The following is an 18,778-nucleotide window of genomic DNA, read 5'->3' as shown; positions in this document are numbered from 1 at the left end:
GCCGTGAACGTCGCTCCCCCCGTCTTCGCCAGAACCTTCGTGATCGCCGCCGTCAACGACGTCTTCCCATGGTCAACATGTCCGATCGTCCCAATGTTGCAGTGCGGCTTCGTCCGCTCAAACTTCGCCTTCGTCATGGTGCCACGGTCCTCGTGATTCTTTCCGCCTCGACAATGCGCCCCGACCTGGAGCGGGTGACGGGAATCGAACCCGCATAGCCAGCTTGGAAGGCTGGAGCTCTACCATTGAGCTACACCCGCAACTCCTGGACAGGGCCAACCTGTACGCTGCAATCCGTTGGTGGAGGGGGAAGGATTCGAACCTTCGTAGACGCGAAGTCGGCAGATTTACAGTCTGCTGCCATTGACCGCTCGGCCACCCCTCCGAACCTGCGGCACGCAGCGCGAGATAAGCCTGTTCGGCCCGCCAAAACGGGCGCGCGTTGCTCGCAAATCCAATGAGTTACGTCAAGCGCCAAATCCCTTTACAACCCTCGCCATGCGTTCGCGCCCGCTCCGCACCGCCAAACCGCCTCGCGGCGGCCACCAGCCGATGTGGCTCTACGGCCGCCATCCGGTGCTGGCGGCGCTTGCCAACCCCGAACGCCGGATCGAGCGGATCCTGGCGACCAGGGAAGCCGCCGACCGCGAGGCCGCCGAATTCAGCGGCCGATCGGTGCAAATCGTCTCGCGCGAGGAGTTGGCGCGGCACCTGCCCGCGGGCGCCGTCCATCAGGGCATGGCTGCCCTCGCGGCGCCGCTGGAAGAACCGTCTCTGGAAGATGTTCTGGCCCGCTGCCGCGAGGACGCCCTGTTGTTCGCCCTCGACCGGGTGACCGACCCTCACAATGTCGGCGCCATCCTCCGCTCGGCGGCGGCCTTCGGCCTTGCCGGCGTACTCGTCACCGAGCGGCATGCCCCGGCCGACACGGGTGTGCTGGCCAAGGCAGCGTCGGGTGGCCTCGAGCTCGTGCCGCTCGTGCGCGCGGTCAACCTCGCGCGCGCGCTCGAGCAGCTCAAGCAGGCAGGTTTCTGGCTCTACGGGCTCGAAGAGCGCGGCGATGCGCCCATCGATACGCTCGATCTGCGCGGGCGAGTGTGCATCGTGCTGGGCGCCGAAGGTGAAGGCCTGCGCCGGCTGACCGAGGAAAAATGTGATCGTCTGGTGATCATTCCGACAATGGGCCGTCTTTCCGCATTGAATGTCTCGAACGCCGCCGCGATTGCAGCGTATGAATGGGCGCGCGGACGGCGCGGCTAGCCCGTCCGCTGTTCTTTTGCTTTTTCCTTGCTGAGTGGCTTGCGGATGATGGTCGGCAAAACGTATGAGACCGGGCGGGGCCGGGTTAGCACAGCGGTAGTGCAGCGGTTTTGTAAACCGAAGGTCGGGGGTTCAAATCCCTCACCCGGCACCAGTCATGGAGGCGGGTCGTGAGTGGCGCCGTACTGGTAGCGGGTGGCGCGGGCTACATCGGCAGTCACGTCTCCAAGGCGCTGGCCGAGGCCGGCTTCACTCCCGTGTGCTTCGACTCGCTCGAGAAAGGCCATGAGTGGGCGGTCAAGTGGGGACCGCTCGAGCGTGGCGACATTGGCGACAGCGAGCAACTCGACCAGGTGTTCGCGCGCCACCGGCCGAGTTCGATCGTTCATCTCGCGGGATACATCGAGGTGGGCGAGTCGGTGCGCGAGCCCGAGCGCTACATGCTCAACAACGTGACGAAGACCCACGCGCTGATCGACGCCGCGCTGCGCCATGGCGTGGATGCCTTCGTCTTCTCGAGCTCTTGCGCCGTCTACGGCCTGCCGCAATCCGACCTGCTGACGGAGACTCACCGGATCGCGCCGCTCAGTCCGTATGCCGAGTCCAAGGCGCGCGTGGAACAGGCCCTGGAGAAGGCGGCTGCCGGTGGACTGCGCTCGGCGTCGTTGCGCTACTTCAATGCCGCGGGTGCGGACCAGGGCGGCGAGATCGGCGAGGCGCATGCGCCGGAGACGCACCTTTTGCCGCTGGCCGCGGACGCGGCGCTTGGGCTCGGTCCCGCCCTCACCGTCCTCGGCGCCGACTATCCGACTTCGGACGGCTCCTGCATCCGCGACTTCATCCATGTCAGCGATCTTGCGGACGCGCATGTGCGGGCGCTCGGCTGGCTGAAACGCCGGCCCGCCGATGGCATCCACGAGTCGTTCAATCTCGGCAGCGGCACCGGCTACAGCGTCAGGCAGGCGGTCGCGGAAACCGCGCGGATTGCCGGCTGTCCGGTGCCGCACCAGGTCGGGCCGCGCCGCCCCGGCGATTCGCCCAAGCTGGTCGGCGACATTTCCAAGTCGGCGCGGGAACTCGGCTGGCGGCCGATCCGCGACCTTGCCACCCAGATCGATGACACGCTGCGCTGGCGCCGGGCGATGCCGCGCTGAGCGCGATCATCGCGAAATGAAGGTATCGCCCAGGACCAGCACGTCCATCCTGGTGCGCAGGAAGCAGTCGATGGCCTCCTCGGGCCGGCACACTACGGGCTCGTTCTCGTTGAAGCTGGTGTTGAGCACGATCGGCACGCCGGTGAGATCGCGAAAGGCCGAGATCAACGTCCAATAGCGCCGATTGGCCGAACGGCCCACGGTCTGCAGCCGACCGCTGCCGTCGACATGCGTGACGGCCGGGATCTCCCTGCGCTTCCCGGAGCGGATCTTGAAGACCTGCATCATAAAGGGGACGTCGCCGTCGGTCTCGAACCAGTCCTTCACCGCCTCGCGCAGGATCGAGGGCGCGAACGGCCGGAACGACTCGCGGCGCTTGATCTTGAGATTGAGGATATCCTTCATGTCGGCACGACGCGGATCGCCCAGGATCGAACGGTTGCCGAGCGCGCGCGGCCCCCATTCGAGCCGTCCCTGGAACCAGCCGATCACCTTGCCATCGGCGATCGCCGCGGCGGTGCGCCGACAAAGCGCCTGCTCGTCGCCGATCTGCTCGATGGTGCAGCCGGCCGCATCGAAATCCACCTGCCGTGCGCCGAGCGCCGCCGCGACGTCGCGCGGAGAGGCGGACGGTCCCCAATAGGCATGCTCCATCACGAAGCGGCGGTGCATCCGGTCGCCTTCGACCTTGTGCCAGGTTGCGAAAGCCGCGCCGATGGCGCCGCCGGCATCGCCGCCCGCGGACTGGATATAGACCTTCTTGAACGGCGTGCGCTCGAAGATCTTGCCGTTGGCGACCGAGTTGTAGGCACAGCCGCCGGCGAGCACGACGGCCTCGAGCCCGCAGCGCCGGTGCACTGCTTGCATGAGGTTGAAGAAGGCATCCTCGTAAGTGACCTGCGCCGAGCGAGCGATGTCGCGGTGGCGATCTTCGAGCGGCGCGGCCGGGTCGCGCGCAGCGCCCAGCAGCGAGGGCAAAGCATCGCTCCAGAGCCGGCCGCCCGAGGGAATGCCATCCTTCACCTCGTAGTTCGCGCCCTCCCCCGCCGCGTGCCGGAAGTAGCGAAGACCGAGCTCGAACCGGCCATCATTCTTCAGCCGGACCAGATTCTTCATCGGCTCGAGAAAGCGCGCCTCGCCATAGGGTGCCAGCCCCATCACCTTGTATTCGTCACCGTAGTGGGGAAAGCCGATGAATTGCGTGATCGCCTCGTAGAACACGCCCAGCGAATGCGGAAAGAAGACCCCACCTTCGATCGACAGCTTCCCGCCCTCGCCCAGGCCCCATGCGGCGGACGAAAAATCGCCGAAGCCATCGACCGATACCGCCGCAGCCTTCGCGTAGGGCGAGACGAAGAAGGCCGAGGCAAGATGACAAAGATGATGCTCGACGGCATGGACGGAGCCGCGAAATTCCTGATCGGGCAGATGTTTCTCGAGCTCGCCCTTGACGTCGGCGCGCTGCGCCCGCGCCCGCAGACGCCTGGCGACATAGGCGGGACTGATGCCGGAGGTCAGGACGAAGGCGAGCTTGCGCCACCGCTGCGCCCGATTGTCGGTGTTGACGGCGACATGGGCGACATCGGCAAGCTCGATGCCCGCTTCCGCGAGGCAATAGCGGATCGACTCGCTGGGAAAGCCGCCCCAATGCTTGATGCGTCGAAAGCGCTCTTCCTCGACGGCGGCGACCAGCTCTCCATCCTTGACCAGACAAGCCGCGGCGTCGGCATGGTAGGCATTCAGCCCGAGGATGTAGGTCATTTGCCCAGCTTACCGAGATCGCGCTGCAGCAGATGCATGGAGAGGATCAGATCGGCCGTGACACGCTGGGCGGTGTAGAGCAGGCCCGCCCTGCCATCGAACAGGAGCCCCTTGACGATCAGGCAATGGAGCGCGACGGCGATCGGCCCGAACACCCGGGTACGCCGCACGCGGTCGGCCCAACTGAGTTCGGACCAGGACCGGCTGGCAAGCTTGGCCGCCTCGCAGGCCTGGTAGCGCATCTGGTTGCGGACCCACCGCCCGAGATCTTTTCGATCGTCATGCAGCAGGCGGCCCCGGAGCGGCACGATGAGTCCGTCGATCGCGAGCTTCTCGGTATGTCCGTCCTGCTCGAAGCGTCCATGCCCACGGCGAAAGAGAACCGGAAGGGCGGGATAGAGCGAAGCGCGCAACGGGCGGCCGTCAATGCAGTATGTGAAGGCAATGCGATAGGCAGCGACGGTGCCGTCGGGCCTCAGGTTGGCGATCTCCTCGCGAAGGGCCGGCTCCATCATGTAGTCGGCGTCGAGCCGAAGGACCCAGTCGCTTGTCAGATCCGTCTCGGTCGTCGCGAAGCGCCACTGACGCGCGTGGCTGTCGAACGGCCGATGCACGATGCGGACATTGGCAAAGCGCTCGGCGATCGCCAGCGTCTCGTCGGTCGAACCGCTGTCGACCACGACGATCTCGCGAGCCCACGCCAGACGCTCGAGCGAGCGGCCGATGTTCGCCGCCTCATTGAAGGTCAGGATGACGGGAGTGATGTCGGCGAGCACGACGTGAAACAACGGCTAGTGTGTTGGTATATGGCAAATATCTGATACGGACCACCTGTTTTCATCCGCCTTGCAACTTATCCGTGACAATTCCGAGCAAGGCTTGACGGTCGAGCGTCGGACGCGCAAACGAGCACTATCAGCGGTCCGTCCAAGTGCGAGCGCTGGCGTGAAACCGAGACATCGGTAAGTCCGGGAGACACGCCCTCGCGTTGATTTCGAAAGGCCTGTTCATGTCCAAGGATGATCTTGTCGTCGTTACCGGTGCTGGTGGATTTATCGGCGGCCATCTGGTCCACGAGTTGCAGAAGCGCGGCCACACCAGGATCCGCGCGGTCGATGTGAAGCCGCTCGTCGAGTGGTACCAGAAGAGCCCGGGCGTCGAGAACCAGGTCGGTGACCTTTCCCTTCTCGAGGCCTGCCGCACCGCCGCCAAGGGTGCGCGGACGATCTACAATCTTGCCGCCGACATGGGCGGCATGGGTTTCATCGAGACCCACAAGGCCGAGTGCATGCTTTCGGTGCTGATCAACACCCACATGCTGATGGCCGCCAAGGAAGCCGGCGCACAGCGCTTCTTCTTCTCCTCGTCGGCCTGCGTCTACAACGGCGACAAGCAGACCGACCCCGACGTGACTGCGCTCAAGGAAGAGGATGCCTATCCCGCGCTGCCGGAAGACGGCTACGGCTGGGAGAAGCTGTTCAGCGAGCGCATGGCCCGCCACTTCCGCGAGGACTACGGCATCGCCACCCGCGTCGCACGCTATCACAACGTCTATGGCCCGAACGGCACCTACGATGGCGGCCGCGAGAAGGCACCGGCAGCGATGTGCCGCAAGGTCATCGAGGCCAAGCTGTCGGGCAGGCACGAGATCGAGATCTGGGGCGACGGTCAGCAGACGCGCTCGTTCATGTTCATCGACGACTGCACCGAGGGCACGATCAAGCTGCTCAACAGCGACATCGTGGAGCCGCTCAACATCGGCAGCGACGAGCTGGTCAGCATCAACCGCCTGGTCGACATCGTCGAGAAGATTGCCGGCGTGAAGCTGAAGCGCCGCTACAACCTCGATGCTCCCAAGGGTGTGCGCGGCCGCAACAGCGACAATACGCTGATCAAGAAGGTGATGAACTGGGCCCCGTCCATCCGTCTCGAGGACGGCATGGAAAAGACCTACAAGTGGATCTACGACGAGATGACGTCGGGCAAGGCGTCGGTCGTCAACGCCCTTCCCCGGGCCGTCGCGGCCCAGTAATCGCATCGCGCCGCGGCCGAAGGCGCGTCGTCGCCGCTCAGCGGCCCACGCGCCGCAGGGCCTTGTTGCTCTTCAGGAGGCCATCGAAATAGGCGATGGTCGTGGCGAGGCCGTCGTCGAGGCCGACCTTCGGCTCCCAGCCCAGTTTTTGGCGGGCCAGGGTGATGTCGGGGCAGCGCTGCATCGGGTCGTCGACCGGCAGCGGCTGGAAGACCAGCTTCGAGCGGCCGTTGACCAGCCCCAGGATCTTCTCGGCGAGATGCCGCACCGGCAGCTCGACCGGGTTGCCGAGATTGACCGGCCCGGTGAAATCGTCCGGCGTCTGCTCCATCAGCCGGATCCAGCCCTCGATCAGGTCGTCGACGTAGCAGAACGCGCGGGTCTGCATGCCGTCACCGTAGATCGTGATGTCCTCGCCCTTGAGCGCCTGGACGATGAAGTTCGACACCACCCGGCCGTCGTTGGGATGCATGCGCGGGCCGTAGGTGTTGAAGATGCGCGCCACCTTGATGCGCAACCGATGCTGCCGCCAGTAGTCGAAGAACAGCGTCTCCGCGCAGCGCTTGCCTTCGTCATAGCAGGCGCGCGGCCCCAGCGGGTTGACGTTGCCGCGATAGCTCTCGACCTGGGGATGGACGTTGGGGTCGCCGTAGACCTCGCTGGTCGAGGCCTGGAAGATCTTGGCCCGCAGCCGCTTGGCCAGGCCGAGCATGTTGATGGCGCCATGGACGCTGGTCTTGGTCGTCTGCACCGGATCGTGCTGGTAGTGGATCGGCGAGGCCGGACAGGCGAGGTTGTAGATCTCGTCGACCTCGACATAGAGCGCGAACGTCACGTCGTGGCGCATCAGCTCGAAGTGCGGATGATCGAGGCAGGCGGCGACGTTGTCCTTGTTGCCGGTGAAATAGTTGTCGACACACAACACGTCGTTGCCGGCCCGCAGCAGGCGCTCGCACAGATGAGAACCCAGAAATCCCGCCCCGCCGGTCACCAATATGCGCTTGCCCATGATCCTCCGCAAACCTCGCTCTTCGACCGACAGTAGGTGATCAATTTCTTGAAATCACTCGAAATTCGTCGCACTCCAGGGACCATTGGTATCAAGCGAAGGGAGTAGCGCGAGATGGGTATGGAGATGGTTGGACTGGGCGACATCGTGCGCACCCACGCCATGCGGCGCGGCGACGCTGCCGCCCTGGTCTATCGGGGGCGGACGACGACCTACGACCAGCTCGATCGTGCAGCCAATCGCGTGGCACAGGGCCTGATCGCTGAAGGAATAAAGCCGGGTACCCGCGTTGCCCATCTCGACAAAAGCAGCGACCTCTACTTCGAGCTTCTTTTCGGCGTGGCCAAGGCTAACGCGGTGATGGTTTCGGTCAACTGGCGGCTCGCAGCACCCGAAGTTCTCCATATCCTGAACGATGCCGAAGCCGAGATCCTGTTCGTGGGCGAGGAGTTCTTTCCGGTGATCGACAGGATTCACGATCACTTGCGTGACGTGCGCCGCATCGTGGCGCTGTCCGGCACTCGCCCCGGCTGGGAGCCCTTCCCCTTCTGGCGCGACCGGCATCCCGATCTCGATCCGCAACTGCCGGCCAAACCGTCGGAGACCGCGGTCCAATTCTACACCAGCGGCACGACGGGGCTGCCGAAGGGCGCCGAGCTGACCAATGCCAACTTCGCTTTCATGTTCCGGACATGGACGGAGAGCTGGCAGTTCAAGCCGGGGGCCGGCACCATCGTCTGCCTGCCGATGTTCCATATCGGCGGCGCCGGCTGGGGCATGGCCGGCCTTTATGCCGGCGCGGTCAACCATGTGGTGCGCGAGTTCGTAGCGGCCGAGATCCTCGAGCTCATCCAGCGCGAGCGCATCGAGGTCATCCTGTTGGTGCCGGCGATGATCCTGTTCCTCGTGCAGGCGCCCCAGATCCGCGAGACCGATCTCTCGAGCCTGAAGCTGATCGTGTATGGCGCTGCCCCGATCCCGGCCGAATTGCTCAAGCAGGCGATGGCGGTCTTTGGCTGCGGCTTCCAGCAGGTTTACGGGCTGACCGAGACGACGGGCGCCGTCACGCTCCTGCCGCCCGAAGATCACGACCCGTCCGACCCGAGGAAGCTCCTGTCCTGCGGCTACGCCCAGAAGGAGGTGGAGCTGCGGATCGTCGACGCGAACGGGCACGATCGGCCGGTGGGCGAGGTAGGCGAGATTGCCATCCGCTCACCGCAGGTGATGGGCGGCTACTGGAAACTGCCGGAAGCGACGGCGCGCGCCTTCAAGGGCGACTGGTTCCTGAGCGGGGACGCGGGCTATCTCGACGGCAAAGGTTACCTCTACATCCACGATCGCGTGAAGGACATGATCGTCTCGGGAGGCGAGAACATCTATCCGGCGGAGGTCGAGAGCGCGCTCTTCGGCCATCCGGCCGTGGCCGATGTAGCGGTGATCGGCGTGCCCGATGAACGCTGGGGCGAAGCCGTCAAGGCGGTGGTGGTGAGGAAAGCCGGCGCCGAGGTGATGCCGGGCGAACTTATCGATTGGGCGCGCGACAGGATCGCAGGCTACAAGCTACCGAAGTCAATCGACTTCATCGATGCCCTGCCGCGCAATCCCACCGGCAAGATCCTGAAGCGCGAACTGCGCAAGGCCTACTGGGGCGACCGCGAACGGCAGGTCAACTGACGGTCGAAGGAGCCGGCGACTTCCCACGGAAGTCGCCGGCCGAACCTCGCACTGTCCGTACAATGATCTCAGCGGTGGCCGAAGCTCCGTCCGCCGCTATACGTCCGGCTCCCGTAGTTGCTCGCCGTACGCGGCTGGTTCCAGCTCTGTGTCGTGGTCGTCGTGCGGGACTGCGTCCAGGCCTGCGCCGCGGGCGCAGCGGCGGGCATCATCCGTGGGCCCTGCTGCCCAGCCTGCTGAGCGCCGCCCCAACTGCCGCCGGACCAGCTGTGCGACCCGGTACTTGCCATGCCGGTACCCGGCGTCGCCGTTCCGCCGTGTTGCCAGCCGCCACCCTGATTGCCTTGGCTCGATGTCGAGCCATGCTGCCAGCCGCCCTGGCCGGAATTGCCGCTCCAGGAGTGCTGCTGGCCGGGCGTGCCGCCGTTCCATCCGTGCTGGCCGTTCTGATTCCAACCATTCTGGTTGCCGTTCCAGTTGTGGTCACGGCCCCAGTCGCGGTTGTCCGCCTGGCGATGATCCCAGCCATGCTGATTGCCGTTCCCGTCGTGGTCGTGGCCCCAGTCGCGGCGGTCGGCGTCGCGGTAACCCCAACCTCCGTCGTGTGCACGCCAGCCATTGCGGTCCTGCCATCCCGCGCGGCCCCAGCCATCGCGGCCGCCCCGGTCCCACGCCTGCTGGTTGTCGTGGCTCTGACGGTAGATCTGGTGGCTCTCGCGGTTGACCATGCCGTCGATACGCTGCCGCTCCCACGGCGACACATGGCCGTCGGCCTCTGCACGCGCCTGGGCGCGGTTGATGGCGTGCTCGCCCTGCTCGAGGCGCGCCGTCTCACCGGGAGTCAATTGACCGTCACGGACACCGTGACGGATCCAGTCCTGCTGCTCGGCCTGGCGCTGATCGATGCTGTACATCGATTGCGCGTACGCGCCGCCGCCGACGAGCAAACTGCCCGCCGTCAGTACCGCGTACGGGATATGGCGAAGTGTTGACATTCATGTCCTCTGGGCGTGTTTCGACGACACATTTGCCGTCTTGTGATTCGCTACGCCGCATCGTCCCCAAACATCCCTCGAAAAAGTGGTCGGACGCCGCTAGAACGCCTGCATCCCCGAAACGACATGACCCTGCCATACCAATGTCCGAATTGCCCTCGAACCTGACGCCCGTTCGCGACGCCCATGTATTCGATGAGGCGTGTCTCGCCCGCTATATGGCTTCGCATATAGACGGCTGCCGTGGCCCCCTGCGCGTTCTGCAGTTCGAGGGCGGGCAGAGCAATCCGACGTTCCATCTAACGGATGCCGCCGGACGCATGTTCGTGTTGCGCAAGAAGCCACCGGGCAAGCTCCTGCCCTCGGCTCACCAGGTCGATCGCGAATTCCGCGTCATCAAGGCGCTGTCCGACCACACCGACGTGCCCGTGCCCAAGCCGTACCTGCTCTGCCAGGACGACGCGGTGATCGGGACCGCCTTCTACATCATGGAGTTCATGCCTGGCCGGATCTTCGCCGATCCGAACATGCCGGAGGTGTCGCCGGCCGATCGCGGCCGCATCTTCGACTCGATGAACGACGTGCTGGCCCGCATCCACAATGTCGACTATCGCGCCGTCGGCCTGGCCGAATACGGTCGCGAGGGGCAGTACATCCCGCGACAGATCGCACGCTGGTCGAGTCAATACGATCTGGCGCGCACCGAGCACATCGAGTCGATGGAACACCTGAAGCAGTGGCTGCCGGCCAATATTCCGCCGGGCGACGAGACGCGCATCAACCATGGCGACTATCGCCTCGGCAACACGATCGTGCATCTGACCGAGCCGCGCATCATCGGCGTGCTCGACTGGGAACTCAGCACGCTCGGGCACCCGCTGGCCGATCTCGGCTACAACTGCATGATGTATCATTTCGGCCAGGGCTTCGGCGCCTCGGGCGGCTATGCCGGCATGGACCTCGAGGCATTCGGCATCCCGGGCGAGGCTGAATACCTGGCCGCCTATGCCCGCCGCACCGGCCGGCAGGGCATCGAGCACTGGGACTTCTATGTCGCTTTTTCGCTCTTTCGCCTCGCCGCGATCGTGCAAGGCGTCTACAAGCGCGGGCTCGACGGCAATGCCTCCTCGACCACGGCGACGAAGTACGGCAATCGCGCCAGGGCGATGGCCGATCTTGGCTGGTCCATGGTCAAGACCCGCGCCTGATCGGCGGTAGCCGTCTGCTCAGGGCTCGTCAGTAACGGGCACCATCGACGAGTCGCTGCCAACGGGGCAATTGGTGCTGTCGACCACGACATTGGCGGGATTGCGAAATTTGCTGATGTCAGCTGCGGTCTGCTCTGTCGGCAGCCTTGGCGATGGCGTGCGCAGCGTCCAGGCCACCAGGCGCTTGATGACGCTGCCCAGCGCCTGATCGAACGCTTCCACGACCTTCGGAACCTTGTCGGCACGCGCCCGCACGCAACGCTCGAAGGTCGCCTCGCCGATGATTTGCCGGTCCGGCATCTGGACCAGCTTGGCGACGATGCGCACATGGGCGATCGGCGGACCGCCATAGTAGTACATCGCCTCGAAATTGCGCAGGTCGGGCTGCAGCAGATAGTTGGGCACGAGAGCGATCGACTCGCGGGCCACCGCTATGATCTTGCGCGAGTTCTCGAAGGAATCGACGATACGCGTCTGCACCATCAGCGGGGCGCGGTCGGTCCACGCCGTCTTGGCGTAATAGTCGAACGAGGTCGGCGAGTGGGCGATGGCGATGCGGCCGGTATTGAGATTGGCCGCCGCCGCCGGAACCTCCACCGCGAGCTGCCAGCGCACGCTCGGAAGATCGGGATCGAAGGTGCTCTTGGGCGTGACCTGGTAGAGATTGGTCGGTTCTTCGGCCGCCTGGATCAGCGCGCAGCCGCCCAGCAGCAGCGCGGCGGCTGCCGCAGCAAAGCGCATCATTTGGGCGTGTACCCCTGCTTGCCGCTGAACACGAAGCCCGCCGGATCGCGCTCGAGCTTGGTGGCAATGATGTTGAGATTGGCCGTCAGCTCCCTGAGCTCGTGTATCGCGAGCGAGAGCTCCGTAAGTCCGGTTTGCGAGAATTGCTGCATTGGCTGGCGGCTTGCGGTCAGCAGCTTGTTGAGCTGGCTCGCCGCGCCGTTGATGCTGTTGAGCGCCACCCTCGCGTCGTCGATGGTCTTCGCCAGCTCGCCCTTGTTCCTGCCCGCGAGCGCCTTGCGGGTCTGCGCGTCCTGCGGTCCGAGTTCCATCGCCATCAGAGCGAGCGAATCTGAAAGCTTGTTCAGCTTGTCGAAGGTCTGATGGAAATCGGCGACGGCGCCGGGAAGCTGCGCGAGGGCCGACTGGATCGCCGCGTCCTGCTTGGCGACGCCACCCGTCACGGTCGAGATATTGCGCATCGTATCGCTGAAGGCGGCAAGGTTGTCCTCGCTGAGCAGTGTGTTCAGGCGATCGACCGTCACACTCGCCTTGCTGAGAAGCTCCTGGGCCGAGGTCGAGGTCGCCTGCAGGAAGGACGCTCCTTCCCGGATTTCCGGATACGGCTTGTCGCCGAGCTTCTTCTTCGGCTTGATCTCGTCGGATTCGAGCCGCCCCACGATCTGGATATAGGCTGCGCCGGCAATGAACGGCTTCTCGAACACCGCGTAGGACCGTTCGCGAATGTCGATTTGCGAGGCCACCGCGACCGTGACCTCGATCTTCTCGCTCAGGCGCTCGCGACCCGTGCTGCGCTGGACGTCGCGCCGCGAAGTGAGCTCGATGTCCTGCACGCGGCCCACGCGCAGGCCGCGGTAGTAGACCGGCGAGTCGACGCTCAGTCCCTGGACGTCGCCCGAGAACAGGATGACGTAGTAGGCGTACGAGGTCTGATCGCCCTCGCGCAGCTTCCAGATGACGAAGCCGACGAGGGAGACGACAAACAGGATCATCGCCGCGCCGATCAGCACATAAGGCGACTTATTTTCCATTGGACGCTGCTTTTCGCTCCTGCCCCGTCGCTGCCGCCCGCCCGCGCGGCCCGTGGAAATATTCCTGCACCCACGGATGATCGTAGGCCAGCAACTCGTCCATGGTACCTGCCACCACGCGCTTGTCGAGCAGGACTGCAATCCTGTCGCAGACAGCATAGAGGCTGTCGAGGTCGTGCGTCACCATCAACACGGTGAGGCCCAGGCTCTGCTGAAGCTCCCGCACGAGCTCGTCATAGTGGGCGGCGCCGATCGGGTCGAGACCGGCGGTCGGCTCGTCGAGGAACAGGAGTTCGGGATCGAGGGCAAGTGCGCGCGCCAGGCTGGCGCGCTTGCGCATGCCACCGGACAGCTCCGACGGCCTCTTTTCGCCGCTGTCCGGCGGCAGACCCACCAGCGCGATCTTGAGGGCGGCAATGCAGCGCATGGCCTCTTCCTCGAGGCCCGCGTGCTCGCGGATCGGCACCATGATGTTCTCGGCTACCGTGAGGGACGAAAACAGCGCACCGTCCTGGAATTGCACGCCCATATGCGCATGCAGGGCGTGCTCCGCCTTGCCGCGCAGGTGGCGCGTGTTGGTGCCGAGAATCTCGATCTCACCGCGACGCGCGGGATTGAGGCCAATGATGGTGCGCAGCAGGACCGACTTGCCGGTACCCGAACCGCCGACCAGCCCGACCACCTCCCCGCGAAACATGTCGAAATCGAGATGGTCGTGGATCACGTGGTCGCCGAACTGCGTGCGCACGCCGCGCAGCCTGAGGATCACGTCGCGGCCGTTGCGATGGTCGGCGAGTTGTCCGCCTTCGGCCATCACACGCCCGCGAGCAGGAAGATGATGGAGAACACCGCGTCGAGCACGATGACGCAGAAGATCGATTCCACTACCGATCGGGTGGTCAGCTGGCCGACGCTCTCGGCGCTGCCGCGGACCTGAAGTCCCTCGAAGCAGCCGATCGCGGCGATGATCATGCCGAACACCGGCGCCTTGATCATGCCGGTATAGAAGTTCCAGATGCCGACCGTATCGCGCAAGCGGGCGAAGAACTGCACGAAGGTGAAGTCGAGATAGATGGTGCAGGCCACCGCGCCACCCAGCAAGCCCGCCATATTGCCCCAGAACACGAGCAGCGGCATCGAGAGCAGGAGCGCGAGGATCCGTGGCAGGACCAGCCATTCGATCGGATTGAGGCCGATGGTGCGCATGGCATCGACCTCCTGGTTGACCTGCATCGTGCCGATCTGGGCGGTGAACGCGCTGCCCGAGCGGCCGGCGACGATAATGGCGGTGAGGAGCACGCCCAGCTCGCGGAATATGCCGACGCCGACCGCCTCGACAGTGAAGGTCTCCGCTCCGAACTGTCTGAGCTGCTGCACGCCCTGATAGGCGATCACGACGCCGATCAGGAAGCAAAGCACGCCGACGATGGCAAGCGCCGCAATCCATACTTCGTACATCTGCCGCACGATGGCGGAGGGACGAAACCGCTTCGGTTGCGCGAGCGCACCCGCGGTGACGACCAGGATCTCGCCGAAGAAGTCGCAGAGCGCGATGATTTGAAGATAGATGTCGACCAGGCTGTGTCCGACCTCGGCGAGCCAGTTCGATATCCAGTTGACATGCGGTTCGGATGGCGTCTGGACATTGTGCGACTGGACCACGCGAAAGAGGTCGGCCTGACCCTGCTCTCTCGCCCGCACGGGGGTATCCCGTCCGCCTCCCGCGAGTTGCAACAGCTCCAGAACGCCGGCCGTATCGAGGCGTTCCACACCGGTGATGTCGATGAGCCGCGGCTCCTGTCGGACCGGCGGCCGATCGCGGTTCAGCCGCCGTCGACGTCGCAGACCCCGGATGCTGAACACGGTCCAGTTGCCCGAAGCCTGGAGAACGGGCGTGCCACCCTGTTCGACATATTTGAAAATGGGAGTCGAAACCATCGGAGGGATTAGTCGCGGTGGGCGTCCAGCCTGTCAATCAGGATGGCAAATTGCGTCGATGATCGCCGGCTGGCACGATCGGCTGCCGGAGGGAAACGATGGGCAAATGGCCGGTGCTCGACCATATCGAGATGATCGACGAGCCGATCGACGACGAGACCTACGAGCACAAGCTCAAGAAGCTGCAGCATCGGCTGCTGGATCTCCAGGTGCATCATATGCGGACCGGTGGCCGGGTGATCATCGGCATCGACGGTTGGGACGCCGCCGGCAAGGGTGGCGCGATCCAGCGCATCATCTACGGCCTGGAGCCCCGTTCGACACATGTCTGGCGAATCGGCGCGCCCACGCCTGCCGAGCAGGGCCGGCACTATCTCTGGCGGTTCTGGGAAAGGCTGCCGGCGCCCGGCAACTGGGCGATCTTCGACCGCACCTGGTATGGCCGTGTGCTGGTCGAACGCATCGAGGGCTTTTGCGACGAAGCGGCCTGGAAGCGCGCCTATCGGGAGATCAACGAATTCGAACGCCAGCTCACGGACGACGGCGTACATGTCATCAAGCTCCTCTTCCATGTCAGCGCCGAGGAACAGAAGCGACGTACGATCGAGCGGCTTCGCAAGCCGTACAAGCGCCACAAGCTCGGTCTCGAGGATTTCCGCAACATCGCCAAGCGCAAACAGTATCTCGAAGCCTACAAGGACATGCTGGACAAGACCGACACCGATCACGCGCCGTGGCACGTCATTCCGACCGACCACAAGAAGCAGGCGCGCCTCGCGGCCTTGGCCATCATCGCCGACGCCTTGGGCCGCGGCGTGAAGATCACCGAGCATGAGCTCGACCCCCGCATCGCCGAGGCCGCCCGCAAGCTGTGGGGCTGGAAACCTGACGACAAGAACGATGGCGGCGGCAAGAAGTGATCCAAACGCGTGTCTTCCCCGGCTGGCGCGTGGTGGCCGGCGCCTTCGTCTGCATGCTGACAGGCTATGCCGTCGCCTATTCCTTCGCCGCCTTCTTCGGTCCGCTCGAGGCGGAGTTCGGCGCCCAGCGCGGCGAGACCTCGCTCGTCTTCTCGATCGCGGCGTTTCTCTACTTCCTGCTCGGCCTGCCGGCGGGCCTGGTCGGCGACCGCGTCGGCCCGCGGCCCGTCGTGACCGGAGGCCTGCTGATCGTCGCGCTCGGTCTGGTGATCGCCGCCCACGCTTCCACGCTGTGGCAGGTCTATCTCGGCTACAGCCTCGGTGTGGGACTGGGCGTGGGCTTCTCCTACGTGCCGAGTGTGACCGCCGTCCAGCACTGGTTCGTGCGGCGGCGCGGCACGGCAAGCGGCCTCGCCGTGGCCGGCATCGGGGTCGGAACCTTGATCGGCGCACCGCTTGCGAACGCGCTGATCGCCCGTATCGGCTGGCGTGACACCTATCTCGTGCTGGCCGCCCTCACGGTGCTGGGCGCGGGCGTCGCCGGGCTGCTGATCCGCCGCGGTCCGCATTTCTATGGGCTGGAGCCGGACGGCGAGGCTGCAGCCGCCGGCAAGGCGTCGCCCTCGTCCTCCGGCTTCACGCTCGCCCAGGCCGTGCGGACCGGGCCGTTCTGGGCCGTCTACACGGCGGCGCTCTTGATGTCGTTCGGCTTGTTTACCCCCTTCGTCCATCTCGTGCCTTACGTGCGCGATATCGGCCTGGGATCGGGGTTCGGGGTGCTGCTGATCACCTTGCTGGGCGTCGGCAGCACGGTGGGCCGATTCCTGTTCGCGAGCATCACCCCGTGGCTCGGCCGCCGGCTCTCCTTCGCCCTGATGCTGATCGGCGCAGGCGTCATGCTGGTCGTGTGGTCGCTGTCGACGAGCGCGACTGCGCTCGTCTTCTTCGCCTTGCTGTTCGGGGCGTTCTACGGCGGTTTCGTGGCCATCGCGCCGTCTCTCGCCGCGGACTATTTCGGCGGCCGGGCCCTCGGCGCCGTCATTGGCGCGCTCTATAGCGGGGTCGCCTTCGGGGCTCTGCTCGGCTCGCCGGCCGCGGGCTATGCCTATGACTTCTTCGGCTCCTATGCCGGCGCGATCCTGGCCGGAGCCTTGCTCTGCTTCATCGCCTTCACGATCATGGTTCTGGCGCCGGAACCGGCGCGCTGGCTGACCCGGCGCGCACGATCGCCCTGACGCCGTGCCCGAGACGCTCGGCGATCCATGGCAGCGCCTCGCGCATTGCCTGCTCGAATTTCCAGGGTGGATTGATCACGGCGAGAGCGCAGGCCGCGAGCCCGCTTGGCTCGACCGGCCCGCCCAGCCGCAGTTCGAGCGTCAACTGCTTCAGCGCGAGGGCCGCAAGCGCCCCTGCGAAGTCCGTCGCGGCAGTGTCCTTGACCGGATACCAGACCGCGTAGCAGCCGGTCGCGAAGCGGCGAAGCCCATGCCGCAGGGCGCGCAGCAGCCGTTCGAACTCGTCGGCCGCCTCGAACGGCGGATCGATCAGCATGAGCCCACGGCGCTCCGGTGGCGGCAGAAGCGCCTTCAGCGCCTGATAACCGTCGGCCTGCCGCACCTCGACCGCGCGATCGCCCGCGAATTCGCGCTTGAGCGCCAACGCCTCGCGCGGCTGGAATTCGCAGGCGACGAACCGGTCGCCTGCCCGCAACGCGAGCCGGATCAGGCGCGGCGAGCCGGGATAGTGCCCGAGCTGTCGGCGTGGCCGACCGAACTTGCGGTCGTAAGCGGCCACGGCCGCGAGATAGCGCACGACTGGCGCAGGCATGTCGGCCCGGCCGGCGGCGCACAGGCGGATGATGCCGGTCGCGGCCTCGCCGGTCCGGAGAGCCTCGCCGCCCTCCAGGTCGTAGCCGCCGGCGCCGGCATGGGTATCGAGCACGAACAGCTTCTTGTCTTTGGCGGTCAGGAGCCGGAGGAGCTCGACCAGTGCGACATGCTTGAGGACGTCGGCGAAGTTGCCGGCATGGTAGCCATGGCGATAGTTCATCACTTCCGCCTATAGCACTGAGGCCTCGCTTCGTGCTTCAACGCTGATACCAGGGGGGACCGCATGGCCACGCACGAGCTTCATTCCTCGCCCGAGACTTGCCATTGGGGCTATTTCGACAATCAGCTCAAGCCGTCCCTCGGGCTGAAATCGGGTGATATCGCCACCATCCACTGTGTGTCCGGTGGGACCGATATCCTGCCTCAGCCGCCGATGAACGTGCTGCCCGAGCACCGCGCGATCCTGGCCAAGCTCAGGCCCCATCTCGGCCGCCACATCCTCACCGGTCCGGTCCATGTCGAGGGAGCGGAGCGCGGCGATGTGCTGGCGGTCGAGGTGCTCGATATCAAATTCCGCACCAACTGGGGCTGGAACGTCCAGCGGCCGCTGATGGGCACGCTGCCGGAAGATTTCCCGTTCTATCGCCTCACCCACATCCCGATCGATTCCAATCGCGGCGTCTGCACCCTGCCATGGGGGACCGAGATCCAGCTCAAACCCTTCTTCGGGATCATGGGCGTGGCGCCGCCGCCGGAATGGGGCCAGTGCAGCTCGATCGAGCCGCGCGCCTTCGGGGGCAATATCGACAACCGGCACTTCAATGTGGGTACCACCGTTTATTTCCCCGTCTTCGCGCCAGGCGCATTGTTCTCGACCGGGGACGGCCATGGCATACAGGGTGACGGCGAGGTGAACCTCACGGCTCTGGAGACCTCGCTCTCGGGCACCTTCCGATTCACCGTGCGTAAGGACATGAAACTCAACAATCCGCGCGCCGAGACGGCAACCCACTGGATCACACACGGCTTCGACCCCGATCTCGACGATGCAGCCAAGGAAGCCCTGCGCGACATGATCCGTCTGATCACCGCCGGGACCGGGCTAAACCGGGAGGACGCCTATATGCTGTGCAGTCTTAAGGGAGACCTGCACATCACCCAGACAGTCGACGGCAACAAGGGTGTGCATTGTATGATGGAGAAAGCATTGATCGGGATGTAGA

At 65.2% G+C, this 18,778-nt stretch carries 18 protein-coding genes and 3 tRNA genes; 9 read left to right on the top strand and 12 right to left on the bottom strand.

From position 1 onward, the window contains the following. From VH499_RS11190 to VH499_RS11180, 3 genes are all read right to left on the bottom strand, one after another. Positions 1-137 (bottom strand): GTP-binding protein (locus VH499_RS11190; protein ID WP_332052809.1); only part of this gene is annotated, 137 nt, incomplete at its 3' end. A 49-nt stretch (positions 138-186) separates the two neighbouring features. Further along, positions 187-260 (bottom strand) — tRNA-Gly (locus VH499_RS11185). A gap of 38 nt (positions 261-298) precedes the next feature. Continuing rightward, positions 299-385: transfer RNA gene (locus VH499_RS11180), tRNA-Tyr, on the bottom strand. A 113-nt stretch (positions 386-498) separates the two neighbouring features. Here VH499_RS11180 and rlmB point away from each other — a divergent pair. From rlmB to galE, 3 genes are all read left to right on the top strand, one after another. Beyond that, a complete protein-coding gene (rlmB, locus tag VH499_RS11175) occupies positions 499-1,260 on the top strand; it encodes a 23S rRNA (guanosine(2251)-2'-O)-methyltransferase RlmB (protein WP_332052808.1) in 762 nt (253 codons plus the stop codon). Positions 1,261-1,339: 79 nt separating this feature from the next. Further along, positions 1,340-1,414 (top strand) — tRNA-Thr (locus tag VH499_RS11170). A 16-nt stretch (positions 1,415-1,430) separates the two neighbouring features. Beyond that, on the top strand, positions 1,431-2,414 hold the full coding sequence (galE, locus tag VH499_RS11165; RefSeq protein WP_332052807.1) for a UDP-glucose 4-epimerase GalE: 984 nt from the start codon (positions 1,431-1,433) through the stop codon (positions 2,412-2,414). 6 nt (positions 2,415-2,420) lie between these two features. Here the strand turns inward: galE and VH499_RS11160 are convergent, their stop codons facing one another. Both VH499_RS11160 and VH499_RS11155 read right to left on the bottom strand, forming a co-directional pair. Beyond that, on the bottom strand, positions 2,421-4,175 hold the full coding sequence (locus VH499_RS11160) for a carbamoyltransferase family protein (RefSeq protein ID WP_332052806.1): 1,755 nt from the start codon (positions 4,173-4,175) through the stop codon (positions 2,421-2,423). Further along, positions 4,172-4,963: a glycosyltransferase family 2 protein gene (locus tag VH499_RS11155; RefSeq protein ID WP_332052805.1), complete on the bottom strand. Its 792-nt coding sequence runs from the start codon at positions 4,961-4,963 to the stop codon at positions 4,172-4,174. Before VH499_RS11155 ends, VH499_RS11160 begins: the two co-directional genes overlap by 4 nt. Positions 4,964-5,184: 221 nt before the next feature. On the opposite strand from VH499_RS11155, the gene VH499_RS11150 reads away from it, so the two are divergent. After that, positions 5,185-6,207, top strand: coding sequence for an NAD-dependent epimerase/dehydratase family protein (locus VH499_RS11150; protein ID WP_332052804.1), 1,023 nt, complete (start codon positions 5,185-5,187; stop codon positions 6,205-6,207). A 37-nt stretch (positions 6,208-6,244) separates the two neighbouring features. Here VH499_RS11150 and VH499_RS11145 read toward each other — a convergent pair whose 3' ends face one another. After that, positions 6,245-7,216, bottom strand: coding sequence for a UDP-glucuronic acid decarboxylase family protein (locus VH499_RS11145; protein WP_332052803.1), 972 nt, complete (start codon positions 7,214-7,216; stop codon positions 6,245-6,247). A 114-nt stretch (positions 7,217-7,330) separates the two neighbouring features. On the opposite strand from VH499_RS11145, the gene VH499_RS11140 reads away from it, so the two are divergent. Further along, positions 7,331-8,890, top strand: a complete 1,560-nt coding sequence (locus VH499_RS11140; RefSeq protein WP_332052802.1) for a fatty acid--CoA ligase — start codon at positions 7,331-7,333, stop codon at positions 8,888-8,890. A 68-nt stretch (positions 8,891-8,958) separates the two neighbouring features. On the opposite strand, the gene VH499_RS11135 is transcribed toward VH499_RS11140, so the two are convergent. After that, positions 8,959-9,885: a hypothetical protein gene (locus tag VH499_RS11135; RefSeq protein WP_332052801.1), complete on the bottom strand. Its 927-nt coding sequence runs from the start codon at positions 9,883-9,885 to the stop codon at positions 8,959-8,961. 218 nt (positions 9,886-10,103) lie between these two features. On the opposite strand from VH499_RS11135, the gene VH499_RS11130 reads away from it, so the two are divergent. After that, entirely contained in the window at positions 10,104-11,093 is a 990-nt protein-coding gene (locus VH499_RS11130; RefSeq protein ID WP_332052800.1) for a phosphotransferase, read from the top strand. Between the two features lie 18 nt (positions 11,094-11,111). Here the strand turns inward: VH499_RS11130 and VH499_RS11125 are convergent, their stop codons facing one another. From VH499_RS11125 to VH499_RS11110, 4 genes are read right to left on the bottom strand one after another with little or no spacing between them, the layout of a single operon-like run. Further along, positions 11,112-11,837, bottom strand: a complete 726-nt coding sequence (locus tag VH499_RS11125; RefSeq protein ID WP_332052799.1) for an ABC-type transport auxiliary lipoprotein family protein — start codon at positions 11,835-11,837, stop codon at positions 11,112-11,114. After that, the gene (locus tag VH499_RS11120; protein WP_332052798.1) at positions 11,834-12,868 is read right to left on the bottom strand and encodes an MlaD family protein; all 1,035 of its coding nucleotides are present in this window, start codon (positions 12,866-12,868) and stop codon (positions 11,834-11,836) included. Before VH499_RS11120 ends, VH499_RS11125 begins: the two co-directional genes overlap by 4 nt. Beyond that, the gene (locus VH499_RS11115) at positions 12,858-13,682 is read right to left on the bottom strand and encodes an ABC transporter ATP-binding protein (RefSeq protein ID WP_332052797.1); all 825 of its coding nucleotides are present in this window, start codon (positions 13,680-13,682) and stop codon (positions 12,858-12,860) included. Before VH499_RS11115 ends, VH499_RS11120 begins: the two co-directional genes overlap by 11 nt. Further along, complete coding sequence (locus VH499_RS11110) at positions 13,682-14,806, bottom strand: ABC transporter permease (protein WP_332052796.1); 1,125 nt, start codon at positions 14,804-14,806, stop codon at positions 13,682-13,684. Before VH499_RS11110 ends, VH499_RS11115 begins: the two co-directional genes overlap by 1 nt. Before the next feature lie 98 nt (positions 14,807-14,904). Between VH499_RS11110 and VH499_RS11105 the strand changes: the two genes are divergently transcribed. Then, on the top strand, positions 14,905-15,726 hold the full coding sequence (locus tag VH499_RS11105; RefSeq protein ID WP_332052795.1) for a polyphosphate kinase: 822 nt from the start codon (positions 14,905-14,907) through the stop codon (positions 15,724-15,726). Further along, the gene (locus VH499_RS11100) at positions 15,723-16,961 is read left to right on the top strand and encodes an MFS transporter (protein WP_332052794.1); all 1,239 of its coding nucleotides are present in this window, start codon (positions 15,723-15,725) and stop codon (positions 16,959-16,961) included. Before VH499_RS11105 ends, VH499_RS11100 begins: the two co-directional genes overlap by 4 nt. On the opposite strand, the gene VH499_RS11095 is transcribed toward VH499_RS11100, so the two are convergent. Next, a complete protein-coding gene (locus tag VH499_RS11095) occupies positions 16,903-17,775 on the bottom strand; it encodes a 23S rRNA (adenine(2030)-N(6))-methyltransferase RlmJ (protein ID WP_332052793.1) in 873 nt (290 codons plus the stop codon). The genes VH499_RS11100 and VH499_RS11095 overlap by 59 nt on opposite strands. A gap of 63 nt (positions 17,776-17,838) precedes the next feature. Here VH499_RS11095 and VH499_RS11090 point away from each other — a divergent pair, with 63 nt between their 5' ends. After that, a complete protein-coding gene (locus tag VH499_RS11090) occupies positions 17,839-18,777 on the top strand; it encodes an acetamidase/formamidase family protein (RefSeq protein ID WP_332052792.1) in 939 nt (312 codons plus the stop codon). Position 18,778 lies beyond the last annotated feature (1 nt).

The sequence above is a fragment of the Reyranella sp. genome (genome assembly GCF_036558665.1).
Taxonomy (GTDB): Bacteria; Pseudomonadota; Alphaproteobacteria; order Reyranellales; family Reyranellaceae; genus Reyranella.
This window is presented reverse-complemented; position numbering and strand designations above follow the sequence as displayed.

Excerpts from the sequence above, each read along its gene's own strand:
- VH499_RS11140 (WP_332052802.1), top strand. The coding sequence starts at position 7,331 with ATGGGTATGGAGATGGTTGGACTGGGCGACATCGTGCGCACCCACGCC.
- VH499_RS11125 (WP_332052799.1), bottom strand. The coding sequence starts at position 11,837 with ATGATGCGCTTTGCTGCGGCAGCCGCCGCGCTGCTGCTGGGCGGCTGC.
- rlmB (WP_332052808.1), top strand. The coding sequence starts at position 499 with ATGCGTTCGCGCCCGCTCCGCACCGCCAAACCGCCTCGCGGCGGCCAC.
- VH499_RS11160 (WP_332052806.1), bottom strand. The coding sequence starts at position 4,175 with ATGACCTACATCCTCGGGCTGAATGCCTACCATGCCGACGCCGCGGCT.
- VH499_RS11105 (WP_332052795.1), top strand. The coding sequence starts at position 14,905 with ATGGGCAAATGGCCGGTGCTCGACCATATCGAGATGATCGACGAGCCG.
- VH499_RS11090 (WP_332052792.1), top strand. The coding sequence starts at position 17,839 with ATGGCCACGCACGAGCTTCATTCCTCGCCCGAGACTTGCCATTGGGGC.
- VH499_RS11130 (WP_332052800.1), top strand. The coding sequence starts at position 10,104 with ATGGCTTCGCATATAGACGGCTGCCGTGGCCCCCTGCGCGTTCTGCAG.
- VH499_RS11150 (WP_332052804.1), top strand. The coding sequence starts at position 5,185 with ATGTCCAAGGATGATCTTGTCGTCGTTACCGGTGCTGGTGGATTTATC.
- VH499_RS11135 (WP_332052801.1), bottom strand. The coding sequence starts at position 9,885 with ATGTCAACACTTCGCCATATCCCGTACGCGGTACTGACGGCGGGCAGT.
- VH499_RS11110 (WP_332052796.1), bottom strand. The coding sequence starts at position 14,806 with ATGGTTTCGACTCCCATTTTCAAATATGTCGAACAGGGTGGCACGCCC.
- VH499_RS11095 (WP_332052793.1), bottom strand. The coding sequence starts at position 17,775 with ATGAACTATCGCCATGGCTACCATGCCGGCAACTTCGCCGACGTCCTC.
- VH499_RS11120 (WP_332052798.1), bottom strand. The coding sequence starts at position 12,868 with ATGGAAAATAAGTCGCCTTATGTGCTGATCGGCGCGGCGATGATCCTG.
- VH499_RS11115 (WP_332052797.1), bottom strand. The coding sequence starts at position 13,682 with ATGGCCGAAGGCGGACAACTCGCCGACCATCGCAACGGCCGCGACGTG.
- VH499_RS11145 (WP_332052803.1), bottom strand. The coding sequence starts at position 7,216 with ATGGGCAAGCGCATATTGGTGACCGGCGGGGCGGGATTTCTGGGTTCT.